The sequence below is a fragment of the Achromobacter sp. CF-sbj1-Ac2-l genome (assembly GCF_052698165.1).
The window spans coordinates 681,335-697,018 of record NZ_CP199855.1 but is presented as its reverse complement, the minus strand read 5'-3'; the positions used below and the strand labels follow the sequence as shown (position 1 = coordinate 697,018).

Annotated in this window: 13 protein-coding genes and 1 tRNA gene; 4 read left to right on the top strand and 10 right to left on the bottom strand. The window is 66.1% G+C overall.

Annotation, left to right across the window (positions count from 1 at the left end; translation table 11 throughout):
- Nucleotides 1–28 precede the first annotated feature (28 nt).
- Together ACUDCK_RS03190 and ACUDCK_RS03185 are read right to left on the bottom strand one after the other, a co-directional pair.
- Nucleotides 29–1,507 (bottom strand): glutamate-cysteine ligase family protein, encoded by a 1,479-nt coding sequence (locus ACUDCK_RS03190; RefSeq protein WP_175168045.1) that lies wholly within the window; start codon nucleotides 1,505–1,507, stop codon nucleotides 29–31.
- A 158-nt stretch (nucleotides 1,508–1,665) separates the two neighbouring features.
- Nucleotides 1,666–2,571: a LysR substrate-binding domain-containing protein gene (locus ACUDCK_RS03185; protein WP_054503449.1), complete on the bottom strand. Its 906-nt coding sequence runs from the start codon at nucleotides 2,569–2,571 to the stop codon at nucleotides 1,666–1,668.
- A gap of 144 nt (nucleotides 2,572–2,715) precedes the next feature.
- Here ACUDCK_RS03185 and ACUDCK_RS03180 point away from each other — a divergent pair, with 144 nt between their 5' ends.
- Nucleotides 2,716–3,708 carry a Bug family tripartite tricarboxylate transporter substrate binding protein gene (locus ACUDCK_RS03180; RefSeq protein ID WP_054503448.1) on the top strand — a complete coding sequence of 331 codons (993 nt, stop codon included), beginning with the start codon at nucleotides 2,716–2,718 and terminating at the stop codon, nucleotides 3,706–3,708.
- Nucleotides 3,709–3,736: 28 nt separating this feature from the next.
- Entirely contained in the window at nucleotides 3,737–5,002 is a 1,266-nt protein-coding gene (locus tag ACUDCK_RS03175) for a hypothetical protein (protein WP_175168044.1), read from the top strand.
- A gap of 106 nt (nucleotides 5,003–5,108) precedes the next feature.
- Here ACUDCK_RS03175 and ACUDCK_RS03170 read toward each other — a convergent pair whose 3' ends face one another.
- Together ACUDCK_RS03170 and ACUDCK_RS03165 are read right to left on the bottom strand one after the other, a co-directional pair.
- Nucleotides 5,109–5,759 carry a DsbA family oxidoreductase gene (locus ACUDCK_RS03170; protein ID WP_445659286.1) on the bottom strand — a complete coding sequence of 217 codons (651 nt, stop codon included), beginning with the start codon at nucleotides 5,757–5,759 and terminating at the stop codon, nucleotides 5,109–5,111.
- Between the two features lie 85 nt (nucleotides 5,760–5,844).
- Complete coding sequence (locus ACUDCK_RS03165; RefSeq protein ID WP_175168042.1) at nucleotides 5,845–6,810, bottom strand: GlxA family transcriptional regulator; 966 nt, start codon at nucleotides 6,808–6,810, stop codon at nucleotides 5,845–5,847.
- Between the two features lie 146 nt (nucleotides 6,811–6,956).
- Here ACUDCK_RS03165 and ACUDCK_RS03160 point away from each other — a divergent pair, with 146 nt between their 5' ends.
- Nucleotides 6,957–7,673: a GNAT family N-acetyltransferase gene (locus ACUDCK_RS03160; protein ID WP_054503444.1), complete on the top strand. Its 717-nt coding sequence runs from the start codon at nucleotides 6,957–6,959 to the stop codon at nucleotides 7,671–7,673.
- Between the two features lie 61 nt (nucleotides 7,674–7,734).
- On the opposite strand, the gene ACUDCK_RS03155 is transcribed toward ACUDCK_RS03160, so the two are convergent.
- Both ACUDCK_RS03155 and ACUDCK_RS03150 read right to left on the bottom strand, forming a co-directional pair.
- The gene (locus ACUDCK_RS03155) at nucleotides 7,735–8,511 is read right to left on the bottom strand and encodes a putative nucleotide-diphospho-sugar transferase (RefSeq protein WP_231132991.1); all 777 of its coding nucleotides are present in this window, start codon (nucleotides 8,509–8,511) and stop codon (nucleotides 7,735–7,737) included.
- Between the two features lie 400 nt (nucleotides 8,512–8,911).
- Nucleotides 8,912–9,292 (bottom strand): tautomerase family protein, encoded by a 381-nt coding sequence (locus tag ACUDCK_RS03150; RefSeq protein WP_054503443.1) that lies wholly within the window; start codon nucleotides 9,290–9,292, stop codon nucleotides 8,912–8,914.
- An 83-nt stretch (nucleotides 9,293–9,375) separates the two neighbouring features.
- Between ACUDCK_RS03150 and ACUDCK_RS03145 the strand changes: the two genes are divergently transcribed.
- The gene (locus ACUDCK_RS03145; protein WP_175168041.1) at nucleotides 9,376–10,233 is read left to right on the top strand and encodes a LysR substrate-binding domain-containing protein; all 858 of its coding nucleotides are present in this window, start codon (nucleotides 9,376–9,378) and stop codon (nucleotides 10,231–10,233) included.
- Nucleotides 10,234–10,392: 159 nt separating this feature from the next.
- On the opposite strand, the gene ACUDCK_RS03140 is transcribed toward ACUDCK_RS03145, so the two are convergent.
- The 4 genes from ACUDCK_RS03140 to ACUDCK_RS03125 form a co-directional block, all read right to left on the bottom strand.
- Nucleotides 10,393–10,483 (bottom strand) — tRNA-Ser (locus ACUDCK_RS03140).
- 182 nt (nucleotides 10,484–10,665) lie between these two features.
- The gene (locus tag ACUDCK_RS03135) at nucleotides 10,666–12,216 is read right to left on the bottom strand and encodes a SpoVR family protein (protein ID WP_049071186.1); all 1,551 of its coding nucleotides are present in this window, start codon (nucleotides 12,214–12,216) and stop codon (nucleotides 10,666–10,668) included.
- Nucleotides 12,213–13,472, bottom strand: coding sequence for a YeaH/YhbH family protein (locus ACUDCK_RS03130; protein WP_175168040.1), 1,260 nt, complete (start codon nucleotides 13,470–13,472; stop codon nucleotides 12,213–12,215). The genes ACUDCK_RS03135 and ACUDCK_RS03130 overlap by 4 nt, the downstream gene beginning before the upstream one ends.
- 12 nt (nucleotides 13,473–13,484) lie before the next feature.
- Nucleotides 13,485–15,401, bottom strand: coding sequence for a PrkA family serine protein kinase (locus tag ACUDCK_RS03125; protein WP_372415586.1), 1,917 nt, complete (start codon nucleotides 15,399–15,401; stop codon nucleotides 13,485–13,487).
- Nucleotides 15,402–15,684 lie beyond the last annotated feature (283 nt).

Sequence of the window (15,684 nt, the reverse complement as noted above, 5' to 3'; positions counted from 1 at the left end):
GCGCCGGTCCGGCCGGGGACTCGCACGTTCAGAGCGGCACCACCGCCCTGGCCTCGCAGACCTTGGCCAGGCGGCGCGGATCGCCCTCGAGTTCGCGCCACAGGCGCAGCAGGCGGTCCGCGCCGCTGCTGCGCACATCCACCGCGTAATGCGCATAATCGAGCCAATGGCGCTCGTGCGGCGCCAGCCCGCCCGCGGCCACCGCCAGCACCTCGCCGGCCAGCGCATGCACCGCGGGATCGTGCAGCGCGTCGCGCATGGCGTCGGCGCGCATGGCCCGCAGCCGCAGCCAGCCCCAAGACCGCAGCAGATCCTCGGCTTGTGGCAGGTTGCGCATCAACCCCAATTGCAACGCGGACGGCGCCATCACCAGCGTCGCCGCGACCTCGCGCCCCGCCTCGCGCAGCAATTGCGCGTCGGCGAAGCCAGCGCCCGGCGCGCGGCCTTCGATATAGCCGCTGGCCCCCAGGCGCGCGTACAGCTCCTCGATGCCGCCGGGCCGGCGCCAGGCTTCGCGCAGCGCCTCCAGCGACGGCGGCGTCGCCAGCCGGTAGCGCCACCGCGCATCGAGGAAATGCGCGAACTGCGAATACTCGAAATGCGCGCCCTGCGGCGCGAGGGTGACTTCCTCGCCGGTGTCCGTGCGCAGGCCCGGCCAGCCCTCCGACGCCAGGAACGCCGACAGGCAGGGCGAACCACGCAGGTACACGCCGGTGGCCGACTTGTAGCCTTCCTCCGTCGCCAGCGGCAGGCAGCGGCTGGCGGTGCCGGGCGCGAACATCCAGCGGAAATAATCGCCCAGGTCGACGAACGGCCGTTCGGGCAGGCGCTGCAGGTGGTGGTCGCCGGCATAGCGCGAATGGCGGAACATGCGATCCCACACCGTCAGCCGGTTCTCCTTCAGGCCGGTCGCGCGGCCGTTCTCCAGCGGACTATTGGCGAAGATCGCGATGCTGGCCGGCGCCAGCGCCAGCACCACATTGAGCGCGCGCGCCGCCTGGGTCACGTCCACCGACGTGCAGGGGCTGTTCTGGGCTTTCGCATCGATCCCCACGCGATGCAGCCATTCACGATGGCCCACCAGCTCGCGGTAGATCGGCCGAGGCACGTGCACCGTCGCGTACCACGACGGGTCCAGCGTGCAGTCCGGATGTTCCGACGCATTCAGCAGCACCGCGCCTTCCGCTTCCAGCGCGCGGCAGGCGTCGTGCAGCTCCCCCGTGGCGCGCCGCGCCAGCTCGGCCAGCCCGCCGTCGTCCTCGGACACCGGCGCGAACGCGGTCTCGAGCAGATTGAAGCCGTTGTCCAGGCCGCTCTCGCCGGCCGCCACCGACACGCCCACGACGCGCTCGCCGATGCGCGACAGATCCGGCGCCTCGCCGCGCGCCGCCTTGATCGCGGCCAACGTCTCGAAGTAGCCGCCCACCGCATGGCTGGCGCCGGTATCGCGCCGCGCCACCGCCATTTCCATCTCCAGTCCCAGCGTGCGTCCCGCGCGCGGCGTCATCGCGCCGCTCCGGCGGCGCGCGGGCGGGGCCGGATACCCGGAACCCAAGGGATGGCGGCGAGCGTCAAGACTGTCTCCTTGTTCTTCTGGCGCAGGGCGCGCCGCATGCTGAGTAACACCGATGGCTCCGCCGTTCCCCGGCGGCCGCCGAGCTGGCCTCAGGCGGGCTCGGCCATATCGTGGAAGCGCCGCGTCAGGATGTCGACGAAGGCCTCGGTCACCACCGAAGGCGCCGTCTGCGCCGGATAGGCCATGCAGACGCGCACCGGCAGCTTCGGCGTGAACGGCCGTATCGCCAACTGCTGCGCGAAGACATCGGCGATATACGGATTGACGATTCCCAGGCCGGTGCCGGCCGCGGCCAGCGCGCAGATCGTCGATGAATAGGTGGTTTCGATTTCCGACACCGGCTGCACCTGGTGCGCCAGCATCGCGCCGCGCAACTGCAGGTAGACGTCATCGTCGGCGTTCAGCACCAGCAGCCGACGCTCGTTCAGGTCGGCGATGCCGATGGCCGGCAGCGCCGCCAGCGGATGGTCCGGCCGCATCACGCAGACCGCCGCGCTTTCGTGCAGGCTTTGCAGCGCCAGGTGCGCGCCGTCCAGCGGCACGGTCGTCACCACCACATCGTAGGTGCCGTGCAGCAGCCCCTCGCGCAGATACTGGCTGCCCACGGTCTGCATGTTGATGTGCACGTCGGGATAGCGCTGCGCGAATTCCTCGACCGCGCCGGGCAGCATGCCCAGGCCCAGCGCCGGCGTGCAGGCCAGCCGCAACACCCCGCTGCCGCTGCGGCGCATGGCGGCCACGCGGTCCTCGATGCGCTCCAGGCCGACGAAGTGCCGCTTGACCGTATCGAACAGGTCCTTGGCCTCGCGCGTCGGCCGCAGGCGGCCGCGCTCCATGTCGAACAGTTTCAGGCCGCTGGCCTGCTGCGCCTGCGCCAGCAGGCGGCTCACCGACGGTTGCGTGGTGCGCAGCATCTGCGCCGCGCCGGTGGTGGTGCCGGCCAGCATTACCGCGTGGAAGGCTTCGATCTGACGGAAATTCAGCGGTCGGCTCATAGGGTCACAGGGTATAGCAAACTTGCATAGACTATGCCGAAAAAAGAATTTTTTCAAATACTTAGCGACTCCTACACTCGTGGCTCCTCAGGTGCTCCTGCTCCCGCACCCCACCGAAAAACCAACCGCTGTAGGGGAAATACCATGCATTCATGCCGTCCCTGGCGCCGCCGCGTCCTGCAAGCCCTTGGCCTGACCTTGGCGAGCGCGGCCCTGCCGTTGAACGCCCTGGCCCAGGCCAATTATCCGGACCGCCCGTTACGGATCATCGTGCCGTTCACCGCCGGCGGCAGTTCCGACATCCAGGGGCGGCTGCTGGCCAAGTACCTGGGCCAGCTCTACAACCAGCCGGTCGTGGTCGAGAACCGGCCCGGCGCCGGCGGCCACATCGGCGGCAAATTCGTCGCCGAATCCGACCCCGACGGCTACACCCTGCTGCTCGGCTCCATCGGCCTGCACGCCACCTATGGCGTCTACAAGCATCTGAACTACCGCCCGGCAGACGCCCTCAAGGTCATCACCATCGTCGCCGAAATGCCGCACGTGGTCGTGGCCAGTCCGACGCTCCAGGCCAACACCCTGGCCGAACTGACCGCCCAGGCCAAGGCCAGCCCCGACAACCTGCATTTCGGCTCGGCCGGCGTCGGCTCCTCGGTGCATATGGTAGGCGAACTCTACAAAATGGCCGCGCAGGCCCCGATCGCGCACATTCCCTACCGCGGCAGCTCCGCCGCCATCAACGACCTGATCGGCGGCCAGATCCAGCTACTGTTCGAAAACGTGCCCACCACCATCGGCTACATCCAGACCGGCAAGCTCAAGGCCCTGGCCATCACCGGCGCCAGGCGATCTCCCGCGCTGCCCGACGTGCCCACCGCCGCCGAGGCCGGCCTGCCCGGCCTGACCGTGACCTCCTGGACCACCCTGGCCGCCGGCAGGGACGTGCCGGACGCGCTGATCGACAAGCTCAGCGCCGACCTGCGCCGCGTTTACGCCGACCCCGAGTTCCGCGCCGGCCTCGAGCACCTGGGCATGACGCCGGTGGGCAACAGTCCCGCCGAGGCGCGCGCCTTCGTCGAACGCGAACGCGCCCGCTGGAACAAGGTCATCGAGGCCGAGCACATCAGCGCTGGTTGAACCCATTTTTCATAGACAGACGAACCGCATGACCACTCCCGCCATCGCCTGCCGCCGCCTGGGCGGCCCGCCAGGCCATCACTTCTTCGGCTACTACAACAAGACCGTCTGGGATCGCGGCGGCCGCTACCTGCTGGCCAACCGCGTGCCCGTCAAGGATGCCCGGCTCACGCCCGAACTGCGCGCCGAGGTCGGCTACTTCGACCTGGGCGATGGCGAGCGTTATCACGCGGTGGGCGTCACCACGGCCTGGAACTGGCAGATGGGCTGCCAGTTGCAGTGGCTGGATGGCATGGCCGAGCCGCAACTGATCTACAACTGCCGTCGTGATGACGGCGGCGGCTTCTATCCTGGATTTCGCTCCGCGGTGCACAACGTCGCCACCGGCCAGACGCGCCATCTGCCGCTGCCGATCTACGTCGCCGCGCCCGACAGCCGCTACGCCCTGTGCGTGGACTACCGCCGGCTCTACATCACGCACCAGACCATCGGTTACAGCGAACACGCGCCCGCGCCGGTGACCAACGCGCCGGCCGACGACGGCATCCACGCGCTCGACCTGGAAAGCGGCGCGCACCGCCTGCTGGTCAGCTACGCCGACCTGCGCAACTTCCATCCGCGCGCCTCGATGGAGCGCGCGATCCACTGGGTCAGCCACATCGAAGTCAACCCGTCGTCGACGCGCATCCTGTTCCTGCATCGCTGGACCGAGCGGGTCGAGGACGAGACCTGCTTCCTGCACCGCCTCATCACCATGAACCCGGACGGCAGCGACATGCGTCTGCTGGAATGTTCCGACCATCCGCTGCCGCAACTGGCCGACGACTTCGACCCGGCCGCCGTCGGCACCTTCGACTACGAGAAATCGGAATACCAGATCTCGCACCCGCTCTGGCGCGACGACCGCTCGATCATCGTCTGGGGACCGCATGCCGGCAGCATCCATTACCACCTGTATGAAGATGCCGACGGCGGCCAGGTGCAGGTGGTGGGCGACGGCGTCCTCACCGAGAACGGCCACATGACGTTTTCACCGGTGGACACCCGCTGGCTGCTGAGCGATACCTACCCCGATCCTGTCACCCACGAACGCATCCTGTTCCTGTACGACATGCATACCGGGCAACGCCACGACCTCGGCAGCTTCTACGCCGATCCCGGGCTGTCCAAGGAAAACCGCTGCGACCTGCACCCGCGCTGGAGCCGCGACGGCACGCAGGTGTGCGTGGACTCGGTGCACGAAGGCGAACGCCAGATGTACGTGCTCGACGTGGCGCCGATCGTGACGGCCTGAACCGGCCGCCGCATCGAGAAACCGGGGACGGCCGTCGCGCGGCAACGGCGCGGCGGCTTCCCGCTCATGCGGACCACGGCGCGGCGGCCACGGCGCCGCCCGCCGCTCAGCCCTCGCGCGCCACCTGGCGCAGCGCCTGCTCGAACACGTCCGCCGGCTGGCCCCCCGAGACCAGGTACTTGCCGTTGAGGATCACCGACGGCACCGAGGTGATGCCGCGGTCGCGCCACTCGGCCTCTTCCTTGCGCACTTCCTCGGTGTAGCGGCCCGAGGCCAGCACCGCGCGCGCCTGCTCCGCATCCAGGCCGGCGTCCGCCGCCGCCTGCACCAGCACCTCGACGTCGCTGGTGTCCTGGTTGTCGTAGTGATAGGTCTCCAGCAGGAGCTTCTTCAGCGCCGTCTGGCTGCCCTGCCCTTCCAGGCCCGCCCAGTACAGCAGGCGATGGGCATCGAAGGTATTGAACGAACGGTTGTCATCCGCCATGCGCATGCGCATGCCGACGGCCGCCGCGCGTTCGCTGATGACCTTGCGATTGGCCTGCACCTGCTCGCGGCTGTAGCCGTACTTGGCCATCAGCCGCTCGATGGTGTTCTGCCCGCCCTTGGGCATGTCGGGATTCAGCTCGAACGGCCGGAAATGCAGCTCGACCTCGGCCTCGTCCTGTACGCGCCCGATGGCGGCCAGCAGGCCGCCCAGGCCCACCGCGCACCAGGGACAAGCTACGTCGGACACGAAATCGATGGTGATCTTGGACATGACTCTCTCCGGGAACAGGCCTCAAGCGTAGACCAACCCAGGGCGCCGCGACCAAGAAACCCTGGGCACGCCAGGGCCGCGCGCCTCAGGCCCCGGCGTCGCACCGCAATTGCCGAATGCCGCGCCCGAGCTTTCTGCGCAACAGAGTGCGCAGAGTCGATGTATCGGCGTAACCGACCAGCGCCGCCACGGTATCCAGGTCGCAACCATTGGCCACCAGTTGCCGCGCACGCTGTACCCGCAGGTCCTGCACGAACGCCAGGGGCGACTTGCCCAGGACCCTTTCGGTGCGTCGTTGCAGCGTTCTTGGATGCACGCGCAGCGCCTCGGCCGCCTCCTGCAACGCAAACCCCTTGGACAGATTCTCGCGCGCCCAGCGTTCGAAACGCGCCACCAGCGGGTCGGCGTGGGCCAGAAAGTCGGGGATGATGTATCGGGCCTGTGATGAACGGTTGTCGATCAACAGGAATCGCGCCACCCTCTCCGCCAACTGCGGGCTGGCCTGACGCATCAGCCACAGCGCCAGGTCCAGGTGCCCCATGGCCGCGCCCGCGGTCACCACGCCGTCGCCGGCAACAATCATGCGCGTGTCATCGAGGCTGACCGCCGGATAGCGTTCACGGAACAGAGGTGCCAGCGACCACGTCGTGGTGGCCTCGCGCCCGTCCAGCACGCCGCTCTCGGCCACCACGAAGGTTCCTATGCACGCCGCGGCCACCCCGATTCCCTGCCCATGCCAGGCGCGCAACTGCGCCTTGGCGCGCACCACGTCGGGCCGGACCAGTGCGTCCAGCAGCCTGGGCGGCGTCTTGGCATTCAAGGCCGGCACCACCACCCAATCCGGCCGCGCCACTTCGCCGGCCGGTCGCACCGCCATGGACAGGCCCAGCGCGGTGCGGATACGCCGGCCCACGCCTGCCACCGTCACATCGAACGGCGCGGGCGCGTCCGACTGCATCGACGCCAGTTCGTTGGCGGTGTCGAAAACGTCCAGCAGCGCCGTCAGGCCGGTATCGAAAGCGCCATCCAAGGCGAACAGACAGATACGCATGTCGTAAATAGCCCGAATATTGTCATTTACGACTATAGATCCCGACCCTTGCCGCTGTCTAGAATTCCCGCTGAATCAACGGCTTCGGCCTGGTTTCCCAGCCGGGCCGCGCTTATCCCGGCGCCTCAGCAAGCGAGACCCTCACCATGGAACATCCCGATCCCACTCAGCTCGACAATCCGGCCTGGTTCGCGTTGGCCGGCCGCCAGGCGCACCTGCGCCAGGGCGATGGCTTGGCCGCGCGCTACTTGCCCGACGTCGCCCCGTTTGCCGCCGTGCGCAACACCACGCGCGAGGCCTTCGATGCCCTGCGTCGGCTCGTCGCGCCGGACACCCCCGCGTTGCTGCAAACCCTGTACGTACCGCCCCCGCTCGACAGCCTGCGTTCGGAACCGCTGTTCTCTTTCTTCCAGATGGTCGACCATGGCCAGACTCCGATCGCGGCGGACGAGCCGGACTTCCTGACGCTGGGCGCCAGCGACGCCGCCGACATGATGGCGTTGGCGGCCGCCACGCGGCCGGGCCCGTTCGGGCCACGCACCATCGAAACAGGTCAATACCTCGGTGTACGGCGCCACGGCCGGCTGGTCGCCATGGCCGGCGAACGCATGCGGCTGGACGGCTTCGCGGAGATCAGCGCCGTGTGCGTCGATGCAAGCTGCCGCGGCCAGGGCCTCGCCGGCCGCCTGATGAACCGGTTGCGGCGCGACATCCGCCGGCGTGGCGAGACGCCGTTCCTGCACGTCCGCGACAACAACGCGGCGGCCCTCGCGCTCTACCAGCGCCTGGGCTTTCGCACCCGGCAGACGTTCCAGCTTCACCGCATCACGACTCCCGACGCGCACGAATCCGCCAGTCTGTGAGGACGCCCGTGGCGTCAGGCAAAGGCGCCGGCCCGACGCCACCGACGGGCCGGCCTGCGCGCTATCGCGCCGTGTCCCCGTCGAACAGGATGCGCTCGATCGCCCGCACCCGGTCGCGGCGGCGCCTGACCGCGCGCACCGGCCTGCCGAACGCGCGCTTGCGCTGCCGCGTTTCCCGGCTGGCCTGCAAATGCTCGATGAACACCTCGTCGCACGGCCCGTTGTCGGTCTTGTCGAAGATCCAGCAATAGGCGACGGGCAGCCGCGCCTGCCGGTAGCGCGGCGCGGCGGACGCGGCATCGCTGGCAAGCAGGCGCTCCAGCACCAACTGGTCCCACTCGTCGGGATTCTCCGCGCAGGCCTGGGCCCAGGCCTGCAACAGCTCGGCGGCGGCCGGCGTATGGTTGAGGAACAACGTGCCGCTCAGCAAGTGCCCGTCGGGCTCGTGGTACGCAGCGATATCGCAATCCAACGCAGCCAGCGCCGGCCACGGATCGCGGTGAAACACCGCATCCACGTCGACGTACAACAGCGGCCCGGTGTGCTTCTTGCGCATGGCGACCAGCACCGATGGCTTCATGGATGCGTTGCGCACCCAGGAACCCGTGGATGCGATCGGCTCGGCGTCAACGGCCAGTCCCAGCCTCTGCGCCGAGCGCAGCATGCGGTTCTTTTCCGTCTCGTAAATGCTGTCGCGGGTGAAAAACGCCACCACCATGCCCGTGGCCCTGCCTCGCTGCCGGCCAGGCCCGACCTTGTCGGGTCCCGGAAAGTCTAGAACCATCCGCGCCTGCTCGATGGACCAGCCGAACCACTTGCGTCGAAACCAATCGAACATGATGCGCCACGCTTTTCAAGATCAAGTGAAGCGGGCGTACCGGCAACGTCATGTCGACAGCGCGGCGGCAGGCTCGCACAGCGCTTTTCCCGCCCTAGCGCGACGCACGATGGTGCGGGGCGCGACCCAGGCGCGGGATCGAAGCGCAGGCGGAGTTTATGAATGGACGCGATACGCGTCGACGCTATTGCAATCAGTCGAAATCCAAATCGCCGCGCTGAAACATTCTTCGCGCGGCTTCCCTCTGAAACGCCTTTCCAGGCCCAACAGAACTTTCAGCCGGCTTTCTGGAATACCGCTCGCGCCGCGGGTGGCGGGACGCACGCGAGCGCGACCCGTTCAAGCGCAACATGCTGGCGGTGGCCTGCCTGGCCGGCGACCTATTCTGTTGTCGGCCGGGTCAGGCGTACTGCGCGAGGCCGCCTCCCAGCGACCAGTTTTCCTTCAGGACCTCGACGAGATTCACGAACACATCCTCGGGGCGCAGGCCGGGATTCTCGCCAAGCAATTGCGCAATCCGCCGGAACAGCGCCTTCTTCTGTTCCAACGTGCGCGTATTGTTCGCGGTGATCTGGATGAACACGAGATCGTCGCTGCGAGCGATATCCAGATAGGTCGCGCCGTAGCGGAAGTTGGCGGCCTCATGCTCGGTCATGACCATGAACTGGTCATCTTCGGGCACGTTGAACGTTTCGCGCAGCGCGCGGTAAACGCCGTCGAAGATGGCCTGACGGTAAGCCTCCGTCTTTCCGGAGCGCAACGAGATTTGAGCGAACGGCATGGGAAGTTCCTCCTTTGTAGTCCCGTCGCCTATTATCTATTCTGATAACTTATCCATTCTTATTTCAACAATAAAGCTTTGATATGACAAAGCGTGCCCTTGACCTGGAAGCCGTCAGAGCCTTCATCCGCATCGCCGAGCTGGGCAGCTTCACCCGCGCCGCCGAAGCGTCACGAACCACGCAGGCCGCGGTCAGCCTGAAGCTGAAACGGCTGGAAGAAAGGCTGGGCTTCAAGCTTGTCGAACGAACGCCGCGCTACGTGGAGCTTTCGGCCCAGGGCGCGACCTTTCTTGAACATGCGCGCAAGCTGATCGAGGCCCATGACCGGGCGGTCGCGGTCGTCGGCGGAACGCGGCAGCGCCTTGCCATCGGCATCAGCGACCACGTCGCGGGTCCGGAACTGCCCGCGCTGATCGCGCGCATGAATGCCCAGGATCCTCACCTGCTGATCGAAATCCGGATCGGATCGTCGGCGGAACTGCTTCAACGTTTCGACCGCCGCGAACTCGACACGGTGATCGTGCGCTTCCAGGCGGGGCGCGGCGACGGGGAAATCCTGGCCGAAGAAAAATTCGGCTGGTTCGCGATGCCCGGCTGGCAGCATCGCGCGGACGAGCCGCTGCCGCTGGCCACGATGGCGGAACCCTGCGGCGTGCGCGCCCTGGCCGGACAACTGCTCGATGAGGCCGGCGTCCCCTGGACCGAGGTGTTCGTGGGTGGCGGCGTGATGGCGGTCGCCGCCGCCGTCATGGCCGGGCTGGGGGTCGCCGCGCTTGCCCCGCGCATGGTGCCGTTCGGCGCGGTGGATGTCGGCCCCAGGCTGGGGCTGCCAGACCTGCCGCGGCTGCCCATCCTTCTGCATACCCGGGTCCGGGACAGCCGCGCGCGGGATGCGCTGGCCGCGCTCTCGGCGGCCTTTCGCGGCGTGGTGCGAAGCTAGGATCTTCAAGCGATGCCACGGCCCCCGGCACGCCCGAGAGAAGTGAATGCCGCTGCCGGCGACCCTCCGGACAACAAAAAACCCGCAGAACCAATGTTCATGCGGGTTTTCGGGGCAAAGCGCTGACGGGCTGCCCCGGGGCGACTCTTGCGAAATTCTTGGCGGACAGAGGGGGATTCGAACCCCCGATACGCTTTTGACGTATACACGCTTTCCAGGCGTGCGCCTTCAACCACTCGGCCACCTGTCCTGATCCGGTACGCATTGCTGAAAATGCGAATCCGCGATTCTAGCAGATCGGCAAGAAAGCTGCAGCGGCGCAGGGGCCCCAGAAAAAGGGGACGCTATTGCGTCCCCTTTTTGCCACGGGCGCCCGTGCACAGCCGGTGGCGACTGTCCCGGACGCGGTTGTCCGGGGCAGCCCATGGCCGCTCAAGCGTTGGGCGGATCCTGCTCGCGGTACGAACTGACGGTGCCGTCGGGTTCGGTCTCCTCCAGCCGCACCCGGAAGCCCCACAGCCGCGCCAGGTGCTTCATCACCTGCTCCGCGTCCTCGGCCGCCAGCGGCCGGCCTCGGCTCTTCAGGTGCCGCAGCACCAGCGAACGGTCGGTGTCGCGGTTGAAGCGGACCACCTGGATGTCCGGCACCAGATTGTCGCGGTTGTGCTGCGCGGCCAGCAGGCGGCGGATGTCGCGGTAACCCTCGTCGTCGTGGATCGCGGCGACCTCCAGTTTGGGATTGGCCTGGTGGTCCGAGATCGCGAAGAAGCGGAACTCGCGGATCAGGCGCGGCGACAGATACTGCGAGATGAAGGACTCGTCCTTGAAGTTGCGCATGGCGAAGTCCAGCGTCTTGAGCCAATCGCCACCCGCGATGTCCGGGAACCAGCGGCGATCCTCGTCGGTGGGCTTTTCGCAGATGCGGCGGATATCCGACATCATCGCGAAGCCCAGCGCGTACGGGTTGATGCCGCCGTAGCCGCGTTCGTCGAAGCCGCGCTGGCTGACCACGTTGGTGTGGCTCTGCAGGAACTCCATCATGAAGCCGTCGTTGACCAGTCCCTTCTCGTGCAGCCGGTTCAGGATGGTGTAGTGCCAGAACGTGGCCCAGCCTTCGTTCATCACCTTGGTCTGGGTCTGCGGATAGAAGTACTGGGCCACCTTGCGCACAATGCGCACCAGTTCCTTCTGCCACGGCGCCAGCTTGGGCGAATACTTCTCGATGAAGTACAGCAGGTTCTCTTCCGGCTCGGGCGGGAACACCGACGCGGCGACCCGCTCATCCTTGTCGGCCTCCAGCCGCGGCAGCGTGCGCCAAAGGTCGTTGTATTGCAGCCGCGCGTGCTCCTGGCGCTCGGCCTGGCGCGCGGCCTCTTCCTTGTACGAGATCGGCGTCGGCCGCTTGTAGCGGTCCACGCCATGGTGCGACAGCGCGTGGCAGGAATCCAGCAGCGCCTCCACCGCGTCGATGCCGTAGCGGTCCTCGCAGTCCATCACGTACTTGCGGGCGAACACCAGATAGTCCAGCACGCCGTCGGCGTCGGTCCACTGGCGGAACAGGTAATTGCCCTTGAAGAACGAGTTATGGCCGTAGCAGGCGTGCGCGATCACCAGCGCCTGCATCGTCATGGAGTTCTCTTCCATGAGATACGCGATGCAGGGGTTGGAGTTGATCACGATCTCGTAGGCCAGGCCCTGCATGCCGCGCCGGTAGTACTGCTCGTTGCGGATGAACTCCTTGCCGTACGACCAGTGCGGATAGCCGATGGGCAGGCCCGCCGACGCGTACGCGTCCAGCATCTGCTCCGAGGTGATGACCTCGATCTGGTTCGGATAGGTGTCCAGCCCGTACTCGCGCGCGACCTGCGAGATCGCGTCGTCATAGGACTGGATCAGTTCGAACGTCCATTCGGAACCTTGCGACAACGGCCGGGGGCTGTCGGCCGATTCCGGCTCCACCAGTGCGCCCAGGATGGCATTCATGCGGTTTCCTTCTTGAACAGGTCATGGAACACGGGATAGATTTCCCCGCGATCGCAAATCCGCCGCATCACGAAATGCGGCGCCAGCTTCTGTTCATATTCCGCCCACAGGCTGCTCTTGCGCGCCTCCTGCGAGTCGGGAACCTCGATATAGGCAAAGTAGCGCGTGGCCGGCAGCAGGTGCTCGGCCAAAAAGCGCGCGCTCTTGCCCGCGTCGGCGCCGAACGAGTCGCCGTCGCTGGCCTGTGCCGCATACACGTTCCAGGCCGAGGGCGGATAGCGCTTCTCGACGATCTCGCGCATCAGCTCCAGCGCCGACAGCACGATGGTGCCGCCGCTCTTGGGATCGTAGAAGAAGGTCTGCTCGTCCACTTCCTCGGCATTGTCGGTATGGCGGATGAAGACCAGGTCGACATGCTCATACTTGCGCGACAGGAACAGGTACAGCAGCGTGAAGAAACGCTTGGCCAGGTCCTTCTTGCCCTCGTCCATCGAGCCGGACACGTCCATCAGGCAGAACATGACCGCGCGCGCCATCGGGATCGCGACCGACACGCGGTTGCGGTAGCGCAGGTCCAGGTCATCCAGGAACGGCACGCGCGCCAGGCGCTCGCGGCAGTCCTCGACGTCCTGCTCCAGGGCCTTGATCTGGTCGGCGGGCGCGCCCGCCGCCTTGGCCTTGGCCAGGCGTTCTTCCGCGTCTTCCAGGTCGGCGCGCGCCTTCACGCTCAGCGCCACCCGCCGCGCCAGCGACGACTTCAGCGTGCGGCTGATGCTGAGCATGCTGGGCGAGCCGGTGGTGGTATAGCCGGCGCGTTGCCATTTCTTCTGGCTGACCTCACCCAGTTGGGTGCGCGCCAGGTGAGGCAGCTCCAGATCTTCGAAGAACAGATTGAGGAACTCGGCGCGCGACAGGCTGAAGGTGAAGTGATCGACCGCCTCGCCCTCGCCAGGCTCGGCGCCGCCCTGGCCTTCTCCCCCCTGAGGCCGGTCGAACGTGTCGCCCTTGGCGAACTCGCGATTGCCCGGATGCACCATTTCCCGGTCGCCGCCCGCGCCGTGCCGGAAGGTCGGCTCGGAAATATCGCGGGCGGGCAGGTTGATCTCGCCGCCCTGATCCATGTCCTGGATCGAGCGGTCGCGGATCATCCCGTGGACCGCCTTGCGGATCTGGTCCTTGTAACGCCGCAGAAAGCGCTCCCGGTTAACGGCGCTCTTGTTGCGCCCGTTAAGACGGCGATCGATCAGTGAATTCATGATTCACCTCGCTCAGGAAGACTTCCTTACACGGAGATACCACTCGCACAGCAGCCTGACCTGCTTTTCCGTGTAGCCCTTCTCCACCATCCGATCCACGAAGCTCTGGTGCTTGGACTTGTCCTCGGCCGACGCCTTGGCGTTGAACGAGATCACCGGCAGCAGGTCTTCCGTGTTCGAGAACATCTTCTTCTCGATCACTTCGCGCAGCTTTTCATAGCTGGTCCAGGTCGGGTTGCGGCCGTTGTTGTTGGCGCGCGCCCGCAGCACGAAGTTCACGATCTCGTTGCGGAAGTCCTTCGGATTGGCGATGCCGGCCGGCTTCTCGATCTTCTCCAGTTCGTCGTTCAGGGCGCTGCGGTCGAAGCTCTCGCCGGTTTCCGGGTCGCGGAATTCCTCGTCCTGGATCCAGCAGTCGGCGAACGTGACGTAGCGGTCGAAGATGTTCTGGCCATACTCCGAGTACGACTCGAGGTACGCCGTCTGGATCTCCTTGCCGATGAACTCGGCATAGCGCGGCGCCAGGAAGCCCTTGATGAACTCCAGGTAGCGCCGGCGGATTTCCTCCGGATAGTCCTCGCGCCCGATGCGTTGTTCGAGCACGTACATCAGGTGCACCGGATTGGCCGCCACTTCGGTCTGGTCGTAGTTGAAGACGCTGGACAGGATCTTGTACGCGAAGCGCGTCGAGACCCCGTTCATGCCTTCGTCGGTGCCGGCGTAGTCCTTGTACTCCTGCAACGCCTTGGCCTTGGGATCGACGTCCTTCAGGCTTTCACCGTCGTAGACGCGCAGCTTCGAGTAGATGCTGGAATTCTCCGGCTCCTTCAGCCGGGTCAGCACCGAGAACTGCGCCATCATGTCCAGCGTCCCCGGCGCGCACGGCGCCGTCGACAGCGAGCTGTGATGCAGCAGCTTCTCGTAGATGCGGACTTCTTCCGACACCTGCAGGCAGTAAGGCACCTTGACGATATAGATACGGTCGAGGAAAGCCTCGTTGTGCTTGTTGTTGCGGAAGGTCTGCCATTCCGACTCGTTCGAGTGCGCCAGGATGCAACCGTTGAACGGGATCGCCGAGAAACCCTCGGTGCCCTTGAAGTTGCCTTCCTGCGTCGCCGTCAAGAGCGGATGCAGCATCTTGATCGGCGCCTTGAACATTTCCACGAACTCGAGCAGCCCCTGGTTGGCCAGGCACAGGCCGCCGGAATAGCTGTAGGCGTCCGGGTCATCCTGCGAATGGCGATCGAGCTTGCGGATGTCGACCTTGCCGACCAGCGACGAGATGTCCTGGTTGTTCTCGTCGCCCGGTTCGGTCTTGGCGATCGCCACCTGGCGCAGCACCGACGGGTTCAGGCGCACCACGCGGAACTGCGAGATGTCGCCGTCGAACTCCTTCAGGCGCTTGACCGCCCATGGCGACATGATGCCCGTGAGGTAGCGGCGCGGAATGCCGTATTCCTTTTCGAGCGTGTCGCCGAAGCGTTCCGGATGGAACAGGCCCAGCGGCGACTCGTTCACCGGCGAGCCCTTGAGCGCGTAGATGGGGAAGCGCTCCATCAGCACCTTGAGGCGCTCGGCGATGGACGACTTGCCGCCGCCGACGGGCCCCAGCAGATAGAGGATTTGCTTGCGCTCTTCCAGCCCCTGCGCGGCGTGCTTGAAGAACGCCACGATCTGCCCGATGACGTCCTCCATGCCGTAGAACTCCTGGAACGCTGGATAGCGCCGGATGGTCCGGTTGGAAAACAAACGGGAAAGACGTGGGTCGTTGCGCGTATCCACGATTTCAGGTTCGCCAATCGCGGCCAGCATGCGCTCGGCCGGGCTGGCGTATGCCATCGGGTCGCGTCGGGCGAGATCCAGATACTCCTCGAGAGAGAGTTCTGATTCCTGTTCTCTTGCATACTGCGACTTGAAGCCTTCGACGATGTTTTGCACGGAAACCTCCTACAACACGCGAAAAAGCCATGACGTCCCTACGTGTCCCCATTGTGTGCCTCAGTGCTTCGGCGTGACTAGTCAATCTCGCTATTAGCAATTTCGGCACGGTCGTATGTTGCTTTCGCCACACATCGACCATGAGCACGATCGGGCCCCTTCCGTTTAGGCTGCACCCTTGAGACACAAGTTCCGTCAGGGATTGCAACCAACGTGAATAAGTTCACTCGTTCGCCTTCAGCATATCGCTGTAGAACGGGCGCATGACGCAGCC

Bases quoted from the DNA above. Each gene is read 5' to 3' on its own strand.
- ACUDCK_RS03145 (WP_175168041.1), top strand. From the start codon at position 9,376: ATGACAAAGCGTGCCCTTGACCTGGAAGCCGTCAGAGCCTTCATCCGC.
- ACUDCK_RS03135 (WP_049071186.1), bottom strand. From the start codon at position 12,216: ATGAATGCCATCCTGGGCGCACTGGTGGAGCCGGAATCGGCCGACAGC.
- ACUDCK_RS03190 (WP_175168045.1), bottom strand. From the start codon at position 1,507: ATGACGCCGCGCGCGGGACGCACGCTGGGACTGGAGATGGAAATGGCG.
- ACUDCK_RS03155 (WP_231132991.1), bottom strand. From the start codon at position 8,511: ATGTTCGATTGGTTTCGACGCAAGTGGTTCGGCTGGTCCATCGAGCAG.
- ACUDCK_RS03170 (WP_445659286.1), bottom strand. From the start codon at position 5,759: ATGTCCAAGATCACCATCGATTTCGTGTCCGACGTAGCTTGTCCCTGG.
- ACUDCK_RS03160 (WP_054503444.1), top strand. From the start codon at position 6,957: ATGGAACATCCCGATCCCACTCAGCTCGACAATCCGGCCTGGTTCGCG.
- ACUDCK_RS03180 (WP_054503448.1), top strand. From the start codon at position 2,716: ATGCATTCATGCCGTCCCTGGCGCCGCCGCGTCCTGCAAGCCCTTGGC.
- ACUDCK_RS03165 (WP_175168042.1), bottom strand. From the start codon at position 6,810: ATGCGTATCTGTCTGTTCGCCTTGGATGGCGCTTTCGATACCGGCCTG.
- ACUDCK_RS03175 (WP_175168044.1), top strand. From the start codon at position 3,737: ATGACCACTCCCGCCATCGCCTGCCGCCGCCTGGGCGGCCCGCCAGGC.
- ACUDCK_RS03185 (WP_054503449.1), bottom strand. From the start codon at position 2,571: ATGAGCCGACCGCTGAATTTCCGTCAGATCGAAGCCTTCCACGCGGTA.
- ACUDCK_RS03150 (WP_054503443.1), bottom strand. From the start codon at position 9,292: ATGCCGTTCGCTCAAATCTCGTTGCGCTCCGGAAAGACGGAGGCTTAC.
- ACUDCK_RS03130 (WP_175168040.1), bottom strand. From the start codon at position 13,472: ATGAATTCACTGATCGATCGCCGTCTTAACGGGCGCAACAAGAGCGCC.